The sequence below is a fragment of the Eoetvoesiella sp. genome, from assembly GCF_035555955.1.
Classification (GTDB): Bacteria; Pseudomonadota; Gammaproteobacteria; order Burkholderiales; family Burkholderiaceae_B; genus Eoetvoesia.
This window is the reverse complement of record NZ_DATMGA010000016.1, coordinates 108,631-129,068: the sequence shown is the minus strand read 5'-3', so window position 1 is coordinate 129,068 and position 20,438 is coordinate 108,631. Positions and strand designations below refer to the sequence as shown.

The window sequence follows — 20,438 nt, the reverse complement described above, 5'->3', positions numbered from 1 at the left end:
GATTTGTTGATGGACCAGAGCCTGTTAACACATATTAAGGAGATCGCTTCGGGGCTGGAGCCAGCCTAAATGGCCTCGAACCATTCCGGATCGCCGGCCCCCAGGTATTGCCACATACGTTCGAAAATCCGGCCGCTGCGCGTGGCGCGCCGCGAAGCCTGCTCGGGCGTCAGGACATCTGCTTCGGACGCCAGCCCGGCGCAACGCAACTGCAGTTCGATGCGCGCCGCGTCTTCCAGATACCAGGTAAGCCCCACCGCGGTCTGCAGGTCTTCGGCCGCGACCACCGCGCCGTTGCCGCGCATGACGATGGCCGCCGCGCCTGCCATGGCCGCAGCCACGCCCTTTGCCTGCTCGTCGCTGCGCACCAGTTGAACGTCGTCCCAAAGCGGCACGCCCGGCGAAAAATACGACCCCATGCCATGACGCGGCGCGGGGGTGATGCCCGCCGCCGACAAGGTCATGACGTCTCGCGGCATGCTGCGCACGACGCCGCCGGCTTCCGGGCGGTTTTTGTATATTTGCTGGTGTATGCGCACCTCGCCCAGAACCCCCTGCGGCAGTTCGCCATCCACCGGCACCACCGTGCCCGGGTCGCCGGCATCGATCAGCCCCATGGGCTTGGCCGCGCACACCAGAAAATAACGGGCATCCAGACGAAGACTGCAATGCCCATAGGCATGCACCAGGTTCGCCCTGGCCAGCGACCGCGCCGCAATGCGCACGATGCGCTGGCGCTCGTCGCCGGCGTCCACGATCAAGCCTGCTTGCGTCACGCCTTGAACTCCGGGATATCGGGACGCGCGCCCCACATGCAGAACGACTCCGGCACGAAAGGAAAATTGCGCGGGCGGTAGGTGAGCTCGTCTTCTTCGGTAATAAGACGCACACCAGTGGAGTATTCGTACACCATGCCGTCGGGGCCTTCAAAGTACAGGAACATGGCGCCCGAGGTGGGGTGCCGGCCAGGGCCGAAGCGGATGGGGATATTGCGTTCCTTCAGGATGTAATAGGCGCGCATGACGTCGTCGATGCTTTCCACCTGATGATTTATATGCTGCACGCCGGGATAGGTGGACGGAAACAGCGCGATCTTGTGATGGACCTCGTCGATGCGCAGCAGCGGCGCCGGGCCGATGCGGTCGCTGACCTTGGCGCCCAGCAAATTGGTCCAGAACAGTTCGTCGCGCTGCGCGTCCAGGGTGCGCAAGCCGATATGGCTGAATCCGGTAATGCCGGCATCGCGCGACGGAAAATAACGCCGGCCGCTGTGGTGCGGGGCATAGACAAGGTCGATGCTGTTGCCCGACGGGTCTTTCAGATTGATGAAATCGCCCACGTAGCGCTGTTCGGCCTCGTCCGCCGTGCCGCGGCGCGCCTGATAGCCGCTTTCGGACAGGGTGGCCAGGGCATGGTCGAGTTCTTCCTGGGTGTCGACTTCGAAGGCGGCGGTGTGATCGCGGGGGTCGCCCTCGAAGTAGCACAAGGTGTGATCCCGGCTGTCGGAGCGCATATAGACGGATTTTCCCTCGGTGCGGGCCACTTCCAGGCCCAGGACCTCGGTGGCGTAGCGCACCGAGCCGGCAAGATCCGGGGTGCCGAGCCTAACATAACGAATGTCATGCAAATGAATCACGTCTTGTCTCCTGATGCCGCGCGCTGCGGCGGGGCATAGATATGAAAGTTGTTCTGTTCTTATTGCATACCGCACACTGCCAATGCCGACAGAATAAATTCATAAAATATCGAAGTCAATAAATTTTATCGAGATTTTTTAAAAACAGCGAATTTTTCCATATTTGCCGAAATCTGATATACACTTCCATCATCCTTCACGACCTGCGCTCTCAGACGCCGAAACCACCATGCTTGACCAAACGCTTGCATCGTCCATGCCCGCGCCGCCGTCGGAGGCCGAGGCCACGGCTTCCGAGCCTTCCAAAACGCTGGTGGGCATTGCGTACCACCATTTGCGGCGCGACATCATCGAAGGCCGGCTGGCGCCCGGCGCCAAACTGCGCGTCGAACACCTGAAAGACTCTTACGGCGTGGGGGCCGGCACGCTGCGCGAAGCCCTGGCCCTGCTGGTGTCCGATGCCCTGGTCGTCACGCAGGGCCAGCGCGGGTTCCATGTGAAGCCCATTTCCATGGCCGACTTCCAGGACATCACGAAAACCCGCATCCTGCTCGAATGCGAAGCCTTGCGGCAATCCATACAATTCGGCGATGACATCTGGGAAAGCCGGGTCGTGGCCGCTTTTCACCGCCTGGATCGAGCCCAGGAGCGCCTGGCCGCGAACCCCTCGGAGCGCTTCAACGAATGGGAAGACCGCAACCGCGAGTACCACCAGGCCTTGATCAGCGGCTGCCAATCGCCCTGGGTGCAGCATTTCCTTGGCATCCTCAACCAGCAGGCCGAACGCTACCGCCGGCTTACGGTCACCCGCCAGCCCATTCCGCGCGACCTGCATGCCGAGCATCAGGCCATACTGGACGCCACGCTGAACCGCGACGCCGACGGCGCCTGTAAGGTGCTGGCGGAACACATAAACCTTACGTACGAAGCGATAAAGCAACTGCCGGCCACCCTGTTCGACGCCTGAAGGCCGGCGGCCTTCGCCTTTACCCTTTACCGCCTTTACTTCACGTACTTCCAGCGGCCGTCCTTGACCTCGATCAGGACGCGCCCGCGCTTGTCCAGCCCGATGTGATCGGTTGCGCTCATGTTGTAGACGCCGTTGACGCCGACCAGCTCATGCGTGCGCTCCAGTTGATCACGCAATGCCGCCCGGAACGCCTCGGTGCCCGGCTTCGCCGTTTCCAGGGCGGCGGGAATCGCATTCTGAAGCAACAGCAAGGCATCCCAGGTCGAGCCCGCGAACGTGGAGCGCGAATCGGGGCCGTACATCTTCTCGTAGGCGCTGTTGAAGTCGACCCCCACTTTCTTGCTGGCTATGCTGTCGGGCAACTGGTCGGCGACCAGGACCGGGCCAACGGGAATCAGAGCGCCCTCGACGTTCTTGCCGCCCACGCGCAGGAAGGCCTTGCTGGTGACGCCGTGAGACTGATAGATTTGTCCGGTATAGCCCTTCTGGCGCAACTCGGCTTGCGGCAGGGCGGCTGGCGCGCCGGATGCGCCGATGAACACCACGTCTGGCTTGGCGGCGATCAGCTTGATCACCTGGCCCGTAACACTGGTGTCGGGACGATGGTAGCGCTCGTCGGCGACAACCTTGATGCCCGCCGCTTTGGCCGCCTTCTGCAATTCGACATAGGCGGTTTCGCCCCAGCTATCGGCAAAGCCGATGTACCCGACTGTCTTCGCCTTGCGCTCGGCCATGTCCTCGACGATGCGCCTCACCATCAGGCCCGCATCCTGCACCGACTGGAACACCCAGTGGCGCTTGTCTTGCGGAGGCAGATACGGGCAAATGATGATGAGCGGAGTCTTGGTTTCGTTCACCACCAGCGTCATGGCCGCAGCATTGGGATTGGTGTTGGGCCCGATGATGGCGTCGACCTTGTCCTCCGAGATCAGTTTGCGCGTGTCCTTGACCGCCACGGTGGGATCCGTGGCGTCGTCCATGAAGATGTAGTTGACTTTCTCCTTGCCGATGGTGGCGGGCATCAACGCCACAGTGCGCTTGATGTCCGTGCCGAGCGCTGCCGCCGGGCCCGTTGCCGAGGCCACCACGCCGATATTGATGTCGGCCTGCGCCGTCTGCACAACAACGAAAGCCAATGCTGCCGCAATCAGTTTGCCTTTGATGATCATTGTCTGTCTCCGTATGTTTGTCGAATATGCAAAGGGTGAAACGCAACCTGGACGGCATGCCGCCCTGCTTCCTGCCCGCCTCCCGGATTCATTGCCCTGGTTCAGGATTCCCCTGCAAGGTGGCGAATCCGGCTATCCACTCGGGAATCGCCCGGTAGTAATCCGAATGAACGCGATAGCGGCCGTTGGTGGCGGCCTGCATGGCGGCGTTGGCGGCCACCCAGGTCTTGACCTCGTGGGCCGAACCGCCCGCCTCCTGGCTGACCCGGGCGTCCACCCAGCCGTCCAGATCTTCCAGCCTGCGCCGCTTGAGCGTCTCGAGAAATTCACCGTCCCAATCGGGGTTGATCGGATGAAGGGAGGAATCTCCTGTGGCGAACTGGCGGGCCGCATCGAACGTCTTTTGCTGCCTGGCCGCCCTGTCGGCCGTGGAAAGGTTGCGCCCTCCCCCGGTCAATCGCTCCCGAACCTCCGGGCCGGCATCGGCAAGCTTCGGCGCGGGAGGGTTATGCGAGAGTCCCCCCGAGCCCAGGAAAAGCACCCGCTTGCCCAACGAAGCGGCATACTGCCCCACCGCGTGGCCCAACAGCCGCACACGCTTGAAGGACGGCATGGGCTCGGCCAGGCAATTGATGAAAATCGGCACGACGGGATAGCGATCCAGCGCTCCCGTCAGCAATTGCAGGGGTTGCGCGAACCCGTGGTCGACCTGCATGCGGTATGAAATCGCGCAATCCACGTCAGCCGCCTGAACCGCTGCCACGCACTGGGCTGCCAGTTCCTCCGGCACGCTCAAGTCCCCGTCCAGCCAGCCGTAATCGCCTATGGAATGCGCTTGCGCGCCGATACAGAACGACGGCATCAAGTCGTAGAAAAAGCCGTTGTAATGATCGGGCGCGAATAGAAAGATCAGTTCCGGATCGAAGCGCTCGAGGTCGTCCTTGAGCACATCCACCGCTTCGCGCGCCGAGCTCGCCACCCCGTCGTCGGGGTCGACCCACCCCATCAGCGGGCTATGCGAAAGACATTGCAGCTTCATCAGGCTCATGCTGGACTCCATTCTTCAGCGACAGTGCGACTGCCAGCTTCTGGGTGGTGGCATCGATCTGCTGCGACTTGCACATGGCGCACACAAAACGATCGGGGCGCAAAAAAACGATGTTGGACGAATGGTTGCCGAACCACTCCTTCAGTTGGCCGCCGATATCGCCCACCACCCGGACTTCGCCGGTCTGGCGCGCGGCCTCGTAGCCGAACTGGGTTTCGGGCCAGGCGGAAACCAGCGTGGCGCCCAGGCTGCGCCAAAGCGCAAGCGTGGCGTCGGACATCCAGTAGCTGGGGTCCCCACCCCAGCAGATGATGGCGAACGAATCGCCAAGCACCTCGTCCAGCAGCGTCGCCGCTTCGCCCGGCCCGGCCTTGACGCGCGGCTGTATGAACATGCGGCCCACCGGCGAATGCAGATCGACGCCGTCCGCATACACCAGGGCGCCGTGCAGGTAACGGGGCATGGGCTTGAACCGCATTTCGACAAAATAGCGCTTGACGGGGGGTATGTAGTTAAGCAGCCAGGTGAAGCCGTCCCGAAGCCTCACAAGCAGCGGGTTGGTCACCGCCAGTATGCGGCCGACGAACTGCGACAAGGCGATCATGGCCCGCGCATGCTCGCGCCGTTCCTCGTCGTAGGTATCGAGCAGGGCCTCGCCCGCCACGTTCTTGACCACAAGAGCCAGCTTCCATGCCAGATTCGTCGCGTCGCGTATGCCGCTGTTGTACCCCTGGCCCTGCCACACCGGCATGATGTGCGCGGCATCGCCGGCGATCAGGACCCGCCGGTCGCGAAAACGTGTGGCCAGGCGCGCGCTGTGGGTATAGACCCGCGCCCGGATGATGTCTACATGGTCGGGATCGGGAACGACCTTTCCCAGCATTTTCCGCAGCACCTCCGGTTCCACCACATCGTCCTTGGCCTCGCCTTCGAGCAGCATGAACTCGAAGCGCCGGATGCCGTGCGGCAGGGCGATCGACACGTAGGGCCTGGCCGGATCGCAATACACATAGGCATGCGGTACGCCCACCGGGTCGTTGTTCAGGTCGATCACGATCCAGCGGTTCGAATCCGTCTCGCCCTCGAACGGGATATCCAGCAGCTTGCGCACCGTGCTTCGCCCGCCGTCGCAGCCGACGACATAGCCGGCCTCGATACAGCCCCTGCCGGCATCGGACTCTACCCCCAGCACCACACCGGCATCGGTCTGCGACAAGGACCCGAGCGTGCACGAAAACAATACCTTTACATTGGGATAGCGCTGCAGGCCCTGCAGCAGGACGCGATCGGCAAGCGGCTGGATGAATGCGTTCCGGCGGGACCAGCCGAATTCGTCGTTGGCGGGCTCGATGGAAGCAAAGCAGCGGCCCTTGCCTGTGACGAACCGCATCCAGTGACTTGGCGTCGTATGCGGCAGAACCGCCTGCGCCAATCCGACCGACTGGAAGGAGCGCAGGCATTCATCGTCCATACCGACGCCGCGCGGGTAATCGATGAGTTCGGCGCCGCGCTCCAGCAACAGCACGCGTATGCCCTGCTCCCCCAGGTAATTCGCCATCAACAGGCCAACCGGACCAGCGCCGACAATCACCACCTCGGCACTCTCGTCCAGGCCCTCAGCCAGTCCTTCCATCTTCGTTCGCCCCCAATGTGCGGTTTGGCCCATTCCGGCCATCGATACGGCCGGCCGGATATTGCGGATGCGCCCTGACCCGGCAATCAGGCAACGGGCCGCGCGTTTTCGACGGGTTTGCCCAACAGGAAATCGACATGCATCGCATCGAACAGCGCGGTGTCCTCGAACTGCGGCCAGTGCCCGCAGTTCTCCATGACGGTGAACAGCGCGCCGGGAATCATCGAGGCAATGCGCCTTCCTTCGGCGACATTCGCGGTGGGATCGTCCGAGGTCCAGATGACCAGGGTCGGCGCCTTGATTCTTCCGTAGTCCTCGGGCCGCAGGATATTGCGCTGCCTTACCTCCATGTCCTGCAGAATCATGTTGTGGCGCATGGCCTGCTCCATGCCGGGGCGGCTGTACATGGCCTGGCGGGTCGCCACCAGGTCGTCATACACCTTGGACTCGTCCGCCATCAGCCACTCCAGGCGCGCCTTGATGAATTCCCAGCTGGGGTCGGTGGCGGCCCGCATGGACAAAGCCTTGATTCTTTCCATGACGGCCGGATCCGCCTGCGAGCCGCCCGCCGTATTGAGCACAAGGCGCTCGATGCGGTCGGGGTGGTCGATGGCGAAGCGGGCCGCCACCCATCCGCCCAGGGACTCGCCGCTGAGGCTGGCTTTTTTTATGCCGGCGGCATCCATGAAATGCAGCAAGTGGTCGATGTAGTGCCTGATTTCCAGATCAACGTCGGAAAGGTCGGACCAGCCGTGCCCTATCATGTCTATCGACCAGGTGGAAAAATGGCTGGAATGCGCCTTCAGGTTGCGGACGTAGGCCTCGGCATGGCCGCCGACCCCATGCAGGAAGATGAGGGCAGGCTTGTCCTTGCCGCCCGCGTGCAGATAACGGGTATTGACGCCGCCCGCGTCGATCCAGCCCTGCGAAAACGCCACGCCGCGCAAATCGGCCCAGATGCTGCGAAATGTTGAATCGTGCTCGACGCCCATGATTCCTGTCTCCGTGTGTTGGAATAGTTGTGAGACCAAGATAAGACAGGGCCGCGGATTCCACAAAAAAAAACCTGAAATGTGCACCAGGTGCACAAGACGCTTATCATGGCAATATCGCACCCGCCACGAAAATCATGTCGCCAGCCAAATCCAGCTCGGAATACAAAACCGTCAGAAGCCTGTCGCGCGGGCTGGAAGTATTGCGGGCCCTGAACACCTGCCCCAAGGGCCGGGCCACCAGCGGTGAACTCAGCGACATGACGGGCCTGCACCGCACGACCGTGCGCCGTCTGCTTGAAACATTGGCCGACACCGGCTTTGTGCGGCGCAGCGAGTCGGACGACAGCTTTCGTCTTGCCTTGAAAGTACGCGAGCTGAGCGAAGGATTCACAGATTCCGAGTGGATATCGACCATAGCCAGCCCCATCATGGGCGAACTGCTGCATAAGGTCGTGTGGCCGTCCGACCTGAGCACGCCCAACGGCGACTACCTGCAAGTCAGGGAAACCACACACCGCTTCAGCCCGCTTTCATTCCACCGCTCCATGGTGGGCAGGCGCCTGCCCATGCTGCTGACCGCGGCCGGGCAAGCCTATTTTGCCAACTGCGCGGAAGAGGAACGCCAGGAGATCCTGCAAATGCTGCGGGCCGGCAGCGATGAACAGGCGCGCCTGGCATCGGACCCGGTGTTCATCCGAAATTTGCTGCGGCGGGTACGCAAGGACGGCGTGGGCACCAATACGGGCGAATGGAACCACGGCGAGGAGAAAGGAAAGATAGGCGCCATTGCGGTGCCGATAATGCACGATGAGCGAGCCCTGGGCTGCCTCAATGTCATATACCTGACACGCGCGGTACGGCTTGACGAAGCCATAGAGCGATTCGCGCCGCAACTGCGCGCCGCCGCCGAAAAAATCTCCGCCGGGCTGGAGGATTTTCATGCCTCGGACGGCGCGCGGCCAACTTGACCCCCGGCCAGGAAGCGAATCCCCGGCAAGCATGTAAAAGACATTGGGAAGGTGTCCGCCCTACACGAATCGAACGTGTGACCGCTCGCTTAGAAGGCGAGTGCTCTATCCAACTGAGCTAAGGGCGGCCTGAAATAAACCGGCTAATTATAGTATGCAACGCCAGTGGCCTGTGCCGCAGGGCCAGGGAAGCCCTGTGCGAAGCGGAGCCGGATTGTACACGACGGCACCGGCAATCCCGTCGGCAACTGCTAACGTTCCTTTACATTGTGCCGCACTGTGCGCGGAGCATAATGCTAAAGTCTTGAACCAGGTCATTCAGCACAAAGCGCAAGGTCCATGCCCATTTCATTGCCCACGAAACCCGTCGCACGCACGCTGTGCGCATCGCTACTGATCTTCGGCCTCTGGTGGGGCTCCGGCGCGCAGGCTGGCATTACCTATCAACTGGACAGCGTGCACGCCACCAGCGGCGACACCGTGCACATCAAGGGCATGCTGTTCAACGACACGGCCAATGCGCTTTCATGGGTGCCTCCCAAAACCCTGGTGCTGCAATGGCGATCCGAAAACGGCCGGGCCGTGCGCTCGCTGGCCTATCTGGACACATCGCCCGCACCGGTCCGCCTGCCCGTCAACAACTTCGCCGCCTTTTCCTGGCGCGCCGTCGTTCCCAAGACGCTCAAGGGACTGCAAGCCATCAATATCGAAGGCGAGCGGACACTGCTTGCCCTGGACACCAGCCCGCTCGAGACCAGCCGCGTCGCAGGCACGCCGGCCAAAGGGCCGGTCATCGACGCTGGAGCGGGGGCACCCGGGCAGGCCGACCCCCCACTGCCGGACAGGGTCGTCGTGGCGGCGGGCGCCTCCGTCGACCAGGGGCCGCCGCCGGCAAGCGGGACGCAAGCGGCTCCGTCATCGGCCTTCGACACGTTCCGCACGGCCATCTCGCCTTTCGAGCCCATCTATTTCGACGTCGGCACAAAAGGCGGCACCAACGCGCGCTTCCAGATCAGCTTCAAGTACCGGCTTTCGACACCCCGCGATGCCCGCAAGCCCGGCTTCCTGGACTACCTGTATGTGGGCTACACGCAAACCGCCTTATGGGATCTGGAGGGCAAGTCCAAGCCCTTTATCGACACCACCTACAACCCCAGCCTGTTCTGGCATAACGACAAGCTGTGGCAATCGCCGGACAACAACTGGTACGCGGGGCTGAGCACCGGGGTCGAGCACAAATCCAACGGCAAGGGCGGCGCCGATTCCCGCTCGCTCAACGACGGCTTCATCCAGCCCGAGCTGAACTATCGTTTCGGCAACGGCAGCACGCTGAGCTTCACACCCCGCATCAAAGGCTATTTTTCCAAAAACGAAAACCCGGACTACGCCGACTATGCCGGCTATGTGGACTGGAAGCTGCGCTGGGAACAGGACAACGGCCTGGTGCTTGCGGGACTATACCGGCAAGGCAAGCAAGGCCATTCGGCCACACAACTGGAGGCGGCCTGGCCGCTGCAGCACACCTTCCTTCATATGAACGGCTATTTGCACCTGCAGTATTTCCGCGGTTACGGCGAGACCCTGCTGGGCTACAACCAGAAGAGCGGCCCCCAGGTACGCCTTGGCCTGTCGTTCGTGCCTTGAACGCGCGCATGTCTTGAGCGCTTGCCGCCGGCCAGGACGCATGCATGACGGCGCGACGGAAGGCTTGGAACGGAAGGCCTGAACTTACGCCGCGGCGGTTTCCGTGCTTTGCATGCCCTGCACGATGCGTTCGGGCGTAAAGGGGACTTCCCGGAAACGCACGCCGGTCGCATCGAACAAGGCATTGGCGACGGCTGCCGCGCTGGGAACCGAGGAAGACTCGCCCGCCCCCATGGGGGGCTGGTCCTGGCGCTCGGCCAGGTAGACGTCGACAACGGGTACGTCGGTGAACGACAAGATGGGATAAGCGCCCCACTCCAGGTCGACGACGCCTGTGGCATCGAACGCCACGCGCTCTTTGAGCACCCGGCTGAGCGACTGGATGATATTGCCGTGCAATTGGTGCCGCACGCCATCGGGGTTGACCATCATGCCGGTGTCCTGCCCCACGGTGACCCGCTTGACGGTAATGCGGCCTGTGGCGGCATGAACCGATATATCGACGACCCACACCGACCAGGCCGCCCCGAAGCCCGGAAAGCGGCTGTGGACATAGCGCGCATACGATACGCCGCGCCCATGCAGCAGGCCGTTTTCGTCGACGCTGCCGCGCGAACCGTGCGCGCCCGTCCAGTGCGCCCTTTGCGCGGTTTCCCGCAGCAGGGCGTGGGCCCGCTCGTCCTTGAGATGCCGCAGCCGGAACTCGACCGGATCGCTGCCGGTTTCGGCGGCCAGTTCGTCGATGAAGGAATCATGCGCGAAGGAATTCGGCATGGCCGAGACGCCGCGCAGCCAGGCCGAGCGCACGATGGCGGCCATATCGCGGCAGGCAACACGCATATTGGGGTAATCGTAGGGCGGCACCGAAGTGCGGTCGCCCATTTCGAGCATGCGCGGTTCGGCGCTGAGCGTGCCGGTAAGCAGCAAGGCCAGGGTAGGCGCGTCGTTGGAGGGATAGCGCGTGACGAAGTCGTACGACAGCAGATTGCCCTGGGTGTCGGTGGCGCCTGTGATGTCGACCAGTTGAGCCGCCCCCTTGGGTTCCCAGCCGTGTTCCTGCTCGCGCGTGAGCTGCACGCGCACCGGATGCCCCACCGCCCGGGAAAGCAGGGCGGCATCGGCGCAGGCGTCGTCGGCGCAATTGCGCCCGTAGCAGCCCGCGGCTTCCATGCGGATGATCTCGATGCGGCCTTCGTCGAGCTTCAGCAGGCGGCTGAGCTCGACCCGCAGCATATGCGGGTTTTGGCTGCCCGACCACACCCTGACGTGCTCTTCGGTGAAATCGGCGACCGAGCACGAGGGGCCGATGGAGGCATGCATCTGGTAGGGCCAGACATAGCTGCGCTTGAGCACCACGCCGGCCTTGGCCTGCCCGCTGGCGTTGGTCTGTTCGACCAGCACCCGCTCTTTATAGGGTTCGGCGCGCAAGGCCTGATCGAGGTCGCCCAATGGCGCCAGGCTGTCGGGCTTGCGCCAGACGACCTTGAGGGCGCGAGCCGCCTTGATGGCGTGCTCTTCACGCCTGGCCACCACGCCCACGAAGTCGCCGATGGCCACCACGCGGATGTCGTCGGCAATGTGCGCCACGGAGGATTCGTCGATGGACACCAGGCTATGGCCGACAAAGGCGCCGCTGTCGCGCCCCGTATAGGGTGGACGCACCACCCGCCCGTGCCACATGCCGGGCACGCGCATATCGTGCACGTAAACGAGCTGGCCCGTTGCCTTGAGAGGGAGATCGACCCGCTTGACGGATTTGCCGATAATCGTATAGGCATGAGCGGGTTTCAGCGGCACCTCGGTGCTGTATTCCAGCTGGATGTGCTGGTCGCCCAGCAAGGACCAATACGAAGCATGTCGCCCGTCGCGGGCCTGGATGACGCCATCGGCAATGGCCAGCGACGAGGCCTCGACCCCGAACAGCCCGGCCGCCTGGCGCAGGAAGAATTCGCGCGCCTGGGCCGCCGCATTGCGCAAGGGCACGGACGAGATTTGTATGGTGGCGCTGGCGATGGTGGGGCCCTGGTTGGGCGTGGCCTCGGTGTGACCCAGCACCATGCGCACGCGGCGGAATTCCAGGTTGAGCTCTTCGGCGACGATTTGGGCCAGGGACGTGCGCACGCCGGTTCCAAGGTCGACGTGGCCATTGAAGGCCAGCACTTCGCCGCTTGCCAGCAAGGCGATGAAGATGTCGGAGTGCGCCTGCAGGTAATCGGAGGCAATGCCGGGCTGGCCGGCCGCCGGCCTGGGGGGCTGGGCTGGCGCGCGCACCACCAGCAAGGCGCCGGGCTGCCCGAACAACTTTTGGAATTCGGATTTAGGCTGGGTATAAAGCATTTTTAGCACCTTGCGGTTAGAGCGCGCGATGCCATCGTTGCCGCGAAAACCACCATGCCGCAAGCTTATATAACGTGTACATCACAACGCCAACCATACACCAAAAGGCCGCCTGCATAAAGGCACAATGCAGCAATTTCGCCGCTTGCGGCCTTCCCCGCAAGGCGCCCGCTCTCCATCCGCCAAAGAAATCAGTAATAACCCTAGATTCGTCAACAATTGCGGCAAATACCGGGGGAATTTATTTACCCTTAAAACTAAAGCGCATACACTCCAAATAATCCCTCTTTCCGGCAGCGCCCCCTTTGTGCCGCAGCCGGAACGCAAGAACCGAATCCACTGATCATGAGCGGCAAGACCCAGACCTTTACCCTGAACGTCAACCAGGCGGCCCACCAAATCGATGTCGAGCCCGACACTCCGTTGCTTTATGTACTGCGCAACGACCTGGAACTGAACGGCCCCAAGTTCGGCTGCGGCCTGGGCGAATGCGGCGCCTGTACGGTGCTGGTGGACGGCGTGGCCGCGCGGTCCTGTGTCGTGCCGGTGAAAAGCGTGGCCGGCCACGACGTCACGACGCTCGAAGGCCTGGGTTCGCCCGAGCTGCCCGGCCTGGTCCAGCAGGCCTTCATCGACAAGCAGGGCGCGCAATGCGGCTATTGCCTGAACGGCATGATCATGACCATTCAGGCCCTGCTCAATCGCAATCCCAATCCGACCGAGCAGCAGATCCGCCAGGAGCTCAAATACAATCTCTGCCGCTGCGGCACCCATATGGAAATCACGGAGGCGGCGCTGCTGGCCGTGGAGCGCAACCGATGACAGCGCCGGATCATCCGACATCTCTTTCCGCCATCGGCTCCCGCGATCTTTCCCCGCCCCCCGCATCCATGCTTTTGCACGGGGCCGTGCTACGCCCGCCGGCCCTGCTCTGGGACGGCCGGCGCTATACAGGCGCCGGACTCGACAACCTGGATGCGGCATCGGCGCGGCAAGTGCCCGGCGTGGCCGACATCGTGGTGATCGGCAATTTCATCGGCGTCATCGCATCGCAAGCCAGCCAGGCCGTGCACGCCAGAAACCAGATACAAGCCCATTGGGTTGAAGCCGCGCCCGCGGCAAGCGAACCGGCAGCCGCACCGAAACGCATTGCGCACAGCGAACCGCCGGACGCGGCGGCGCCGGGCAACGCCCCGGATAGCGCCACTTTCAGCCGCCGGTACGCCTGGCCGGCTCAACATGATGCGGCGCGAGCTTGGGCCATTGCTCATTACACGGATGGCAAGCTGACAGTCTGGACCGCCTGCGGGCAACCGGGGCAGCTCGGCGAGGAAATCGCCGCGCTGTGCGACCTCGATGCGGAAGCCGTTCTCGTCATTTCCAACGGCCAGGCGAGCGTCGACGGCTACGACGCCGCCGTCGACGCCGCGCTGCTGACCCGCTGGTGCGCGCGTCCGGTCAGGATCCAGGCCGAAGATGCGGCAATAGGCAGTGCACAGCCCCTCGAGCTGGAAATCCGCGTTGCGGCGCAATCGGCAACGCCGGCAGCCGATTCCTTGCCGTCCAGCGAAGCCCCCCTGAGTCCCGAGGGCCGCTACGTCACGACCGCCAACCGCTACGCCACGCGCCGGCCCTCTATCGCCGCCCTGCTGTGCGGCTATGAATACGACTCCCAGCCGACCGGAATTACCGTGGCAACCAGCTACTATGCCGCCGGCGCCACGCAAGTCACCTCACCGGCAAACGCCCCGATCAGCGCGACGCCGGACGCCGGCCAATCAGCGGCGCGAATTTTTGCCTGCGAATCGTTTTTCGACGAGCTGTCACACGCCCAAAATCGGGATGCCGTCCAGGCGCGCCTGGATTCGATGCGCGACCCGACGGGACGGGACTTGATACAGGCCGTGGCCGACAGGGCCGACTGGCGTAACGCGCCTAAGCCGCAGGACGGCGTACTGGCCGGCAAAGGCTTTGCCTACGCGCATATCGTGGACAACGACCAGGAACCGCCACGCCAGACTTGGTCCGCCTGGGTGGCCGAGGTCTCGGTCGACCGGGCCACCGGCGCCGTCGATGTGACCCGCCTCACGGTGGGCCACAATACCGAGGCGCTGCGGGAAGACCCCGGCTCGGCCGAGCGGCTGGAAGACCGCGTGCGCGATACGGCCAGCCGGCTGCTGCGGGGCTCGCAGGGGTTCGACACATGGGGAACTGCGGACGAGCCGGCGGCAAACCCAGGCTACGCGCTTGTCCAGCCCAAGGTCGAACTCGTTGCCCAAGGGCAAGGCGGCGAGCTGAACACAGAACTTGGCTGGAGCCGCCACGCGGAGCTGCCGGCCGCCGCCGCCATTGCCAATGCCATCTACAGCGCGACGGGAGTGCGCTTCAGGCAACCGCCCTTCGATACGGAAACGCTCCGGACCCGTCTGGCAAGAACCACCAGCTCTTACAAGAAACTGGCTTATGCGCTATTGGGCGGCGTGGCGGCAACCGTTGCCGGGCTGGTCGTGAGCGCCATGCCGTGGCGCTCGGCCATGGCGCCGCTGGCCAATGTCGATACGTCGATTTATTCGCAGGCCGCCATCAATCGCGGAAAACTCGTGGCAGCGGCGGGCGACTGCATGGTTTGCCACACGGCCGAAAACGGCCGGCCCAATGTGGGGGGCCGCCCTTTGGAAACGCCTTTCGGCACGGTCTACACCACCAACATCACGCCCGACAAGAAAACCGGCATCGGCACATGGTCGTATGCCGCGTTCGAGCGGGCCATGCGCCAGGGCATACACCAGGACGGCCATCTGCTTTACCCGGCTTTTCCCTACACGGCCTTCGCCAGGATCTCCGACACGGACATGCAGGCTCTGTACGCCTATCTCATGACGCAAGAGCCGGTGGAATACGCCCCGCCTAAAACCAGGCTGGCGTTTCCGTTCAGCCTGCGGCCCATGCTGGCGGGCTGGAATCTGCTGTTCCATCGTGAACAACAAGCCTACAAACCGGTGGCCGACCAAAGCATGCTTTGGAACCGGGGCGCCTATCTGGTGCAGGGCGCGGGGCACTGCGCGGCCTGCCATTCGCCGCGCAATGCGCTGGGAGCCGAGAAAGGCGGCGCGGAAAACTTCCTGGGCGGCGGATTCGCCGACGGCTGGGAGGCGCCGGCGCTGAATGCATTGTCCAAGGCTCCCATCGGCTGGACGGAGGACTCGCTGTACGACTATCTGCGCAATGGCTATTCGTCGCTGCACGGGGTTGCGGCGGGTCCGATGGGGCCGGTCATCCACAGCATGAGCGAGCTGCCCGACTCGGACGTGCGCGCGATCGCGCATTATCTGAGTTCGCTGAATCCGCCGGCTCAGGCGGCGGAGAGCCCGGCGATGCGGGCGGCGCGGCTGGAAGACGCCAGCCGCAACAATCCGCTGGCGATGACGCATCCCGGCGAGAATCTGTTCGAGGGGGCATGCGCGGTCTGCCACGATGCGCGAGGGGGGCCTCCTCTTTTTGGAAGCCGTCCTTCTCTGGCGTTGAACAGCAATCTGCACAGCGATTCGCCGGACAATGTGATTCAGGTGCTGCTGCATGGTATTGACGATCCGGCGGTCAGCGGTCTGGGAAATATGCCGGGGTTTGGGGCAAGCATGAACGATCAGCAGCTGGAGACGTTGATTTCCTATTTGCGCTTGCGGTTTGCTCCGGATAAGGCGGCTTGGGGGGGATTGGGGGAGAAGATCCGGGCTATCCGAGATGCGGGGCATTAACCGCGGCGCCGCAGTTAGGGGCTACTGTCCCTGGCGCCATAGTTCTTGATCCGTAGCGCCGGGCCAGGTTCCGGGTTTTCCTCCTCGTGGCAGGTTCGGCGCCTGCGCGCCGAACACCGCATCGCCTTGCTCGTCCGCGCCTTCGCGCTCCCTTCGCCTACGGCTCGCTCAGCCCCGAAAGTCGGAAAACCCGGAACCTGGCCCAGCGCCACTGCATTGTCGGATGGCGTTCGGATGTTGTGCGGTGAAAGACCCTGTGTTTAAGCAGCATGTCTCGTCGCGATACATTGCGTTGCCGTTTTTTTGCTGTTGGAAGAAAGCGGCGCTTCGCCTGGCTTTCGGCGGGCCCCTGCGGGCCCGCCTTCGCCTTTGGCTTGCTGGATGTAGGGGTGGGAGGGCATTAGAGGTTTTGGCCGATTTTGAGCAAGCCGGCCGGGCGAGTCAAATCGGGAGGCAAGCGAGCAGTTGTTCGAGCGCGGCGTTTACGGGCAGCCGGGGGCTGCCCGTTCGCGTGAGCTTTTGCCGCCGGGCCGCCCCAAGGCAAAAGGCGCCCCCTTGGGGGCAGCAAGCCACGCAGTGGCGAAGCGTGGGGGGTTATTCTCTGCGAGCGCCCGATTTGGCTTGACCGGACGGGAAGCCCCGGCAACGCCGGGGCCGCAGCGATTGAGGCCAAAACCTCTAATGCCCTCCCGCACCGGGTTAAAGACTCAACCAGCATCGGATTAAGGACTCAACCAACACCGAGTTAAGGACTCAATCAGCACAGGCTCGAAACTAGACAGTCAGATACGAGCGGCGGACTTCTTCGTTGGCGGCGAGTTCGTCCATGGAGCCTGTATAGCGGATCTGGCCTTTTTCGAGCACGTAGACGCGGTCGGAGACCAGTTGGGCGAAATGCACGTTTTGTTCGGACAAGAGGATGCTTACGCCCTGCTTCTTGAGTTCCAGGATCATGTGCGCCATTTGTTCGACGATGACGGGCGCGACGCCTTCGGAAGGCTCGTCGAGCAGGACGAGGAAGGGATTGCCCATAAGTGTGCGGGCGACGGTGAGCATTTGCTGTTCGCCGCCGCTCATGTAGGCGCCGCCGCGGTCCTGCATGGCTCCGAGATTGGGAAACAACTGGTACAGGGCTTCGGGCGTCCATACCAGGGCCTGGGTGCCGTCGGGCCAGTGCCGGGGGGGCTGGCGGCCGACTTCCAGGTTTTCGGTGACGGTCAGATCGCCGAATACGCGGCGGTCTTCGGGCACGAAGCCCAAGCCGGCACGGGCGATTTCGTAGGGCTGCCGGCCGGAGATTTTTTGTCCCATGAAATTGACGTCGCCCTTCCACTTGGCCATAAGGCCCATGATGGACTTGAGCGTCGTGGATTTGCCCGCGCCGTTGCGGCCCATGAGGGCCACGACTTCGCCGCGCCGCACTTCGAGGTCGACGTCGAACAGGATGTGCGCGGCGCCGTACCAGGCGTTCAATCGGGACACCGTCAGAAGCGGTGTGCTGGAATCATGCTGGGTAGTGCTCATTGAACCGCCTCGGCCTCTTTTTTCTCGAATGTTTTTCCTGTGCCGAAATAGACTTCCTGCACCTTGGGGTGATTGCGTATGTCTTCGGCGCCGCCTTCCGCGATAAGGCGGCCGCGCGCCAGCACGATCATGCGGTCGGCATAGGCGAACACCACGTCCATGCTGTGCTCGGTGAACAGAACCGCCATATTGCGGCTTACCACCAGTTGCTTGGTCAGCGCCATCAACTCGTTGCGCTCTTTGGGCGCCATGCCGGCGGTGGGCTCGTCCATGAGCAGCAGCTTGGGGTCGTTGGCCAGGCCCATGGCCAGCTCCACGCGTTTCACGTCGCCGTAGGCCAGCTCGCTGCATGGCCGGTCGGCCTGGGACGCCATGCCGACCTGGTCGAGCAGGTTCATGGCTTCGTCCTTGTACTGCGACGCGGCGGTGCGCCAGAACGAGTAGATTTTGCGGTTGTGCGCCAGCAGGGCCATTTGAACGTTCTCGACCACGGTCAGCGAGGCGAAGGTGGCCGCGATCTGGAAGGTGCGGCCCACCCCCATGTAGGCGATCTGGCGCGGCGCGCGTCCGGTGAGCTCGGCGCCATTGAGCTTGATGGATCCCCCGGTGGGCCGCAACTGTCCGCCCACCATATTGAAGGTGGTGGTCTTGCCCGCGCCATTGGGCCCGATCAGGGCCAGCAGTTCGCCCGCCTGCAGATCGAAGCTGATGCCGTCGACGGCCAGGTTGCCGCCGAATTTTTTCTTTAAGTCACGAACCTCAAGCAAGCTCATTCTGCCCTCTCTTGCCAATACGGCGCCCAACGGCCCCAACATTCCCGCCCGAAGTCTCGAACAATTGCTTGAAGTAGCCGGCTATGCCCTGCGGGAAGGCCAGCACCAGCAACAGAATGACTCCGCCGAACAGCGCATGCCAATACTCGGTGATGCCCATGAAATAGTCTTGCAGCACCTTGAAGACCGCGGCGCCCACGGCCGGCCCCAGCAGGGTCTGGACACCGCCCAGCAGCACCATGACCAGGCCGTCCACCGACTTGGAAACCGAGATGATCTCGGGCGAGGCGCCGCCCTTGGAAAACACGAACAACGCACCCGCCAGGCCGGCGAATATGCCGGCGATGACGAAGCCCACCCATTGCACGCGCTTGACGTTGATGCCCAATGCGTCGGCCCGCAGGGTGGAGTCGCGGCTGGCCCGCATGGCGTAGCCGAAGGACGAGAACAGGATGCGGCGCAGGACGATGGCCGAGATCAGCACCACGCCCAGCGAAAAATAGTAATAGGCGTCGCCCTCGAGCCATGAGGCCGGCCAGACGCCCACCACGCCGTTGGAGCCGCCGGTGAACTCATCCCATTGGTAAACGACGGACCACACGATCTGGCCGAACGCCAGGGTAAGCATGGCCAGGTAGATGCCGGAAAGCCGCACACAGAACCAGCCGAACACCAGGGCTCCGACACCGGCTATCAGCGGCGCCAGGGCGATGGACCAGCCCATGGAAAAGGCGGCCGCCTTGAGCAGCAGCGCCGCGCCGTAGGCGCCAAGGCCGAAATACGCGGCATGGCCGAACGAGTGCATGCCGCCCGGCCCCATCATGAAGTGCAGGCTAAGCGCAAACAGGGCCGCGACGATGATGTCCAGCATGAGCACCGAACCATAGGGCAGCCAGTTCGACAGGGAGGGAACAAGCGCCAGCGCCACCACGACAACCGCGATGAACACCTTGAAGGGCAGCCGGGATGGACGCAGGGGCGCTTCGATGGGCGCGGAATTGCGGCTGGCCGCCTGGACCTTGCCGAACAGCCCCCAGGGGCGGAACACCAGCACGATGGCCATGAAGATGAACTCCACGACCAGGGTCAGCTTGGGGAACGCGAAACTGATGCCGAAGATATCGACGGTGCCCAATGCAATGCACAAGGCCTTGAGTTCGGCGATGATCAGGGCCGCGATGTAAGCGCCGGGAATGGAGCCCATTCCGCCGACCACCACCACCACGAACGCATCGCCGATCACGCTGAGATCCAGCGTGAGGTTGGCCGGCAGACGGGGAATCTGCGCCGCGCCGCCCAGGGCCGCCAAGAAAGACCCCAGGGCAAATACGCCCGTGAACAGCCAGGCCTGGTTCACGCCCAGGGCGCCCAGCATTTCACGGTCCTGGGTCGCCGCGCGCACCAGCGTGCCCCAACGGGTGCGCCTAAGCAGCACCCACAGCAAACCCAGCACCAGCGGCCCGATGACGATCAGGGCGATGTCGTACTTGGGCAAATAACGGCCCAGAACCTGGATGGAGCCGTTCAGTCCCGGAGCAACGGGGCCCAGCAGGTCTTCCGGCCCCCAGATCCACAACGTTGCGTCATTGATGACCAGCACCAGCGCAAACGTGGCCAGCAGCTGGAAGAGTTCCGGCGCACGGTAAATGCGCCGCAACAGTATGATTTCGATCAGCGCGCCCAGCGCGCCCACCAGCAGCGCGGCGGCGATGATGGCGAACCAGAAGCCCAGCGGGGTATGCCCGATCGACTGGACCACCGTATACGCGACATAGATGCCCAGCATGTACAGCGAGCCGTGGGCGAAGTTGACGATGCGCGTCACGCCAAAAATAAGAGACAGCCCCGCCGCCACCAAGAACAGCGAAGAAGCTTCCGCCAGCCCGTTCAGGAACTGGACGATCAATCCCGACAAATCCATCTTTTACCACCTGTAGAAGAACAGCACGCCGCCACGAGGCGGCGCGCCGGTTCCAAATTGGCCTT

General features: G+C 63.3%; 15 protein-coding genes and 1 tRNA gene. 5 read left to right on the top strand and 11 right to left on the bottom strand.

From position 1 onward, the window contains the following. Positions 1–65: 65 nt before the first annotated feature. Together VNT00_RS05040 and VNT00_RS05035 are read right to left on the bottom strand one after the other, a co-directional pair. The gene (locus VNT00_RS05040; protein ID WP_325585136.1) at positions 66–776 is read right to left on the bottom strand and encodes a class II aldolase/adducin family protein; all 711 of its coding nucleotides are present in this window, start codon (positions 774–776) and stop codon (positions 66–68) included. Beyond that, positions 773–1,636, bottom strand: a complete 864-nt coding sequence (locus VNT00_RS05035; protein WP_325585134.1) for a VOC family protein — start codon at positions 1,634–1,636, stop codon at positions 773–775. Before VNT00_RS05035 ends, VNT00_RS05040 begins: the two co-directional genes overlap by 4 nt. Before the next feature lie 229 nt (positions 1,637–1,865). Here VNT00_RS05035 and VNT00_RS05030 point away from each other — a divergent pair, with 229 nt between their 5' ends. Beyond that, on the top strand, positions 1,866–2,603 hold the full coding sequence (locus VNT00_RS05030) for a GntR family transcriptional regulator (protein WP_325585132.1): 738 nt from the start codon (positions 1,866–1,868) through the stop codon (positions 2,601–2,603). A 35-nt stretch (positions 2,604–2,638) separates the two neighbouring features. On the opposite strand, the gene VNT00_RS05025 is transcribed toward VNT00_RS05030, so the two are convergent. The 4 genes from VNT00_RS05025 to VNT00_RS05010 form a co-directional block, all read right to left on the bottom strand. After that, positions 2,639–3,775: an ABC transporter substrate-binding protein gene (locus VNT00_RS05025; protein ID WP_325585130.1), complete on the bottom strand. Its 1,137-nt coding sequence runs from the start codon at positions 3,773–3,775 to the stop codon at positions 2,639–2,641. Between the two features lie 88 nt (positions 3,776–3,863). Continuing rightward, complete coding sequence (locus tag VNT00_RS05020) at positions 3,864–4,823, bottom strand: 3-carboxyethylcatechol 2,3-dioxygenase (protein WP_325585128.1); 960 nt, start codon at positions 4,821–4,823, stop codon at positions 3,864–3,866. Next, the gene (locus VNT00_RS05015; protein WP_414650892.1) at positions 4,789–6,516 is read right to left on the bottom strand and encodes a bifunctional 3-(3-hydroxy-phenyl)propionate/3-hydroxycinnamic acid hydroxylase; all 1,728 of its coding nucleotides are present in this window, start codon (positions 6,514–6,516) and stop codon (positions 4,789–4,791) included. Before VNT00_RS05015 ends, VNT00_RS05020 begins: the two co-directional genes overlap by 35 nt. 26 nt (positions 6,517–6,542) lie before the next feature. Next, on the bottom strand, positions 6,543–7,448 hold the full coding sequence (locus VNT00_RS05010) for an alpha/beta fold hydrolase (RefSeq protein ID WP_325585124.1): 906 nt from the start codon (positions 7,446–7,448) through the stop codon (positions 6,543–6,545). A gap of 137 nt (positions 7,449–7,585) precedes the next feature. Between VNT00_RS05010 and VNT00_RS05005 the strand changes: the two genes are divergently transcribed. Next, positions 7,586–8,419 carry a DNA-binding transcriptional regulator gene (locus VNT00_RS05005; protein ID WP_325585123.1) on the top strand — a complete coding sequence of 278 codons (834 nt, stop codon included), beginning with the start codon at positions 7,586–7,588 and terminating at the stop codon, positions 8,417–8,419. A 54-nt stretch (positions 8,420–8,473) separates the two neighbouring features. Here VNT00_RS05005 and VNT00_RS05000 read toward each other — a convergent pair. Then, a tRNA-Arg gene (locus tag VNT00_RS05000) sits at positions 8,474–8,547 on the bottom strand. 211 nt (positions 8,548–8,758) lie between these two features. Between VNT00_RS05000 and VNT00_RS04995 the strand changes: the two genes are divergently transcribed. Beyond that, on the top strand, positions 8,759–10,063 hold the full coding sequence (locus VNT00_RS04995; RefSeq protein WP_325585122.1) for a phospholipase A: 1,305 nt from the start codon (positions 8,759–8,761) through the stop codon (positions 10,061–10,063). Positions 10,064–10,147: 84 nt separating this feature from the next. Here the strand turns inward: VNT00_RS04995 and VNT00_RS04990 are convergent, their stop codons facing one another. Further along, positions 10,148–12,400, bottom strand: a complete 2,253-nt coding sequence (locus VNT00_RS04990; protein WP_325585120.1) for a xanthine dehydrogenase family protein molybdopterin-binding subunit — start codon at positions 12,398–12,400, stop codon at positions 10,148–10,150. 345 nt (positions 12,401–12,745) lie between these two features. On the opposite strand from VNT00_RS04990, the gene VNT00_RS04985 reads away from it, so the two are divergent. Together VNT00_RS04985 and VNT00_RS04980 are read left to right on the top strand one after the other, a co-directional pair. Further along, on the top strand, positions 12,746–13,222 hold the full coding sequence (locus tag VNT00_RS04985; RefSeq protein ID WP_325585118.1) for a (2Fe-2S)-binding protein: 477 nt from the start codon (positions 12,746–12,748) through the stop codon (positions 13,220–13,222). Beyond that, on the top strand, positions 13,219–16,155 hold the full coding sequence (locus VNT00_RS04980) for a c-type cytochrome (RefSeq protein ID WP_325585116.1): 2,937 nt from the start codon (positions 13,219–13,221) through the stop codon (positions 16,153–16,155). Before VNT00_RS04985 ends, VNT00_RS04980 begins: the two co-directional genes overlap by 4 nt. A gap of 774 nt (positions 16,156–16,929) precedes the next feature. Here the strand turns inward: VNT00_RS04980 and VNT00_RS04975 are convergent. From VNT00_RS04975 to VNT00_RS04965, 3 genes are read right to left on the bottom strand one after another with little or no spacing between them, the layout of a single operon-like run. Further along, the gene (locus VNT00_RS04975; RefSeq protein WP_325585114.1) at positions 16,930–17,679 is read right to left on the bottom strand and encodes an ABC transporter ATP-binding protein; all 750 of its coding nucleotides are present in this window, start codon (positions 17,677–17,679) and stop codon (positions 16,930–16,932) included. Next, positions 17,676–18,452 carry an ABC transporter ATP-binding protein gene (locus VNT00_RS04970; protein WP_325585112.1) on the bottom strand — a complete coding sequence of 259 codons (777 nt, stop codon included), beginning with the start codon at positions 18,450–18,452 and terminating at the stop codon, positions 17,676–17,678. Before VNT00_RS04970 ends, VNT00_RS04975 begins: the two co-directional genes overlap by 4 nt. Continuing rightward, positions 18,439–20,373 carry an ABC transporter permease gene (locus VNT00_RS04965; RefSeq protein ID WP_325585110.1) on the bottom strand — a complete coding sequence of 645 codons (1,935 nt, stop codon included), beginning with the start codon at positions 20,371–20,373 and terminating at the stop codon, positions 18,439–18,441. Before VNT00_RS04965 ends, VNT00_RS04970 begins: the two co-directional genes overlap by 14 nt. Positions 20,374–20,438: the final 65 nt, after the last annotated feature.

Bases quoted from the DNA above. Each gene is read 5' to 3' on its own strand.
- VNT00_RS05030 (WP_325585132.1), top strand. From the start codon at position 1,866: ATGCTTGACCAAACGCTTGCATCGTCCATGCCCGCGCCGCCGTCGGAG.
- VNT00_RS05025 (WP_325585130.1), bottom strand. From the start codon at position 3,775: ATGATCATCAAAGGCAAACTGATTGCGGCAGCATTGGCTTTCGTTGTT.
- VNT00_RS05020 (WP_325585128.1), bottom strand. From the start codon at position 4,823: ATGAGCCTGATGAAGCTGCAATGTCTTTCGCATAGCCCGCTGATGGGG.
- VNT00_RS05010 (WP_325585124.1), bottom strand. From the start codon at position 7,448: ATGGGCGTCGAGCACGATTCAACATTTCGCAGCATCTGGGCCGATTTG.
- VNT00_RS05005 (WP_325585123.1), top strand. From the start codon at position 7,586: ATGTCGCCAGCCAAATCCAGCTCGGAATACAAAACCGTCAGAAGCCTG.
- VNT00_RS04995 (WP_325585122.1), top strand. From the start codon at position 8,759: ATGCCCATTTCATTGCCCACGAAACCCGTCGCACGCACGCTGTGCGCA.
- VNT00_RS04990 (WP_325585120.1), bottom strand. From the start codon at position 12,400: ATGCTTTATACCCAGCCTAAATCCGAATTCCAAAAGTTGTTCGGGCAG.
- VNT00_RS04985 (WP_325585118.1), top strand. From the start codon at position 12,746: ATGAGCGGCAAGACCCAGACCTTTACCCTGAACGTCAACCAGGCGGCC.
- VNT00_RS04980 (WP_325585116.1), top strand. From the start codon at position 13,219: ATGACAGCGCCGGATCATCCGACATCTCTTTCCGCCATCGGCTCCCGC.
- VNT00_RS04975 (WP_325585114.1), bottom strand. From the start codon at position 17,679: ATGAGCACTACCCAGCATGATTCCAGCACACCGCTTCTGACGGTGTCC.
- VNT00_RS04970 (WP_325585112.1), bottom strand. From the start codon at position 18,452: ATGAGCTTGCTTGAGGTTCGTGACTTAAAGAAAAAATTCGGCGGCAAC.
- VNT00_RS04965 (WP_325585110.1), bottom strand. From the start codon at position 20,373: ATGGATTTGTCGGGATTGATCGTCCAGTTCCTGAACGGGCTGGCGGAA.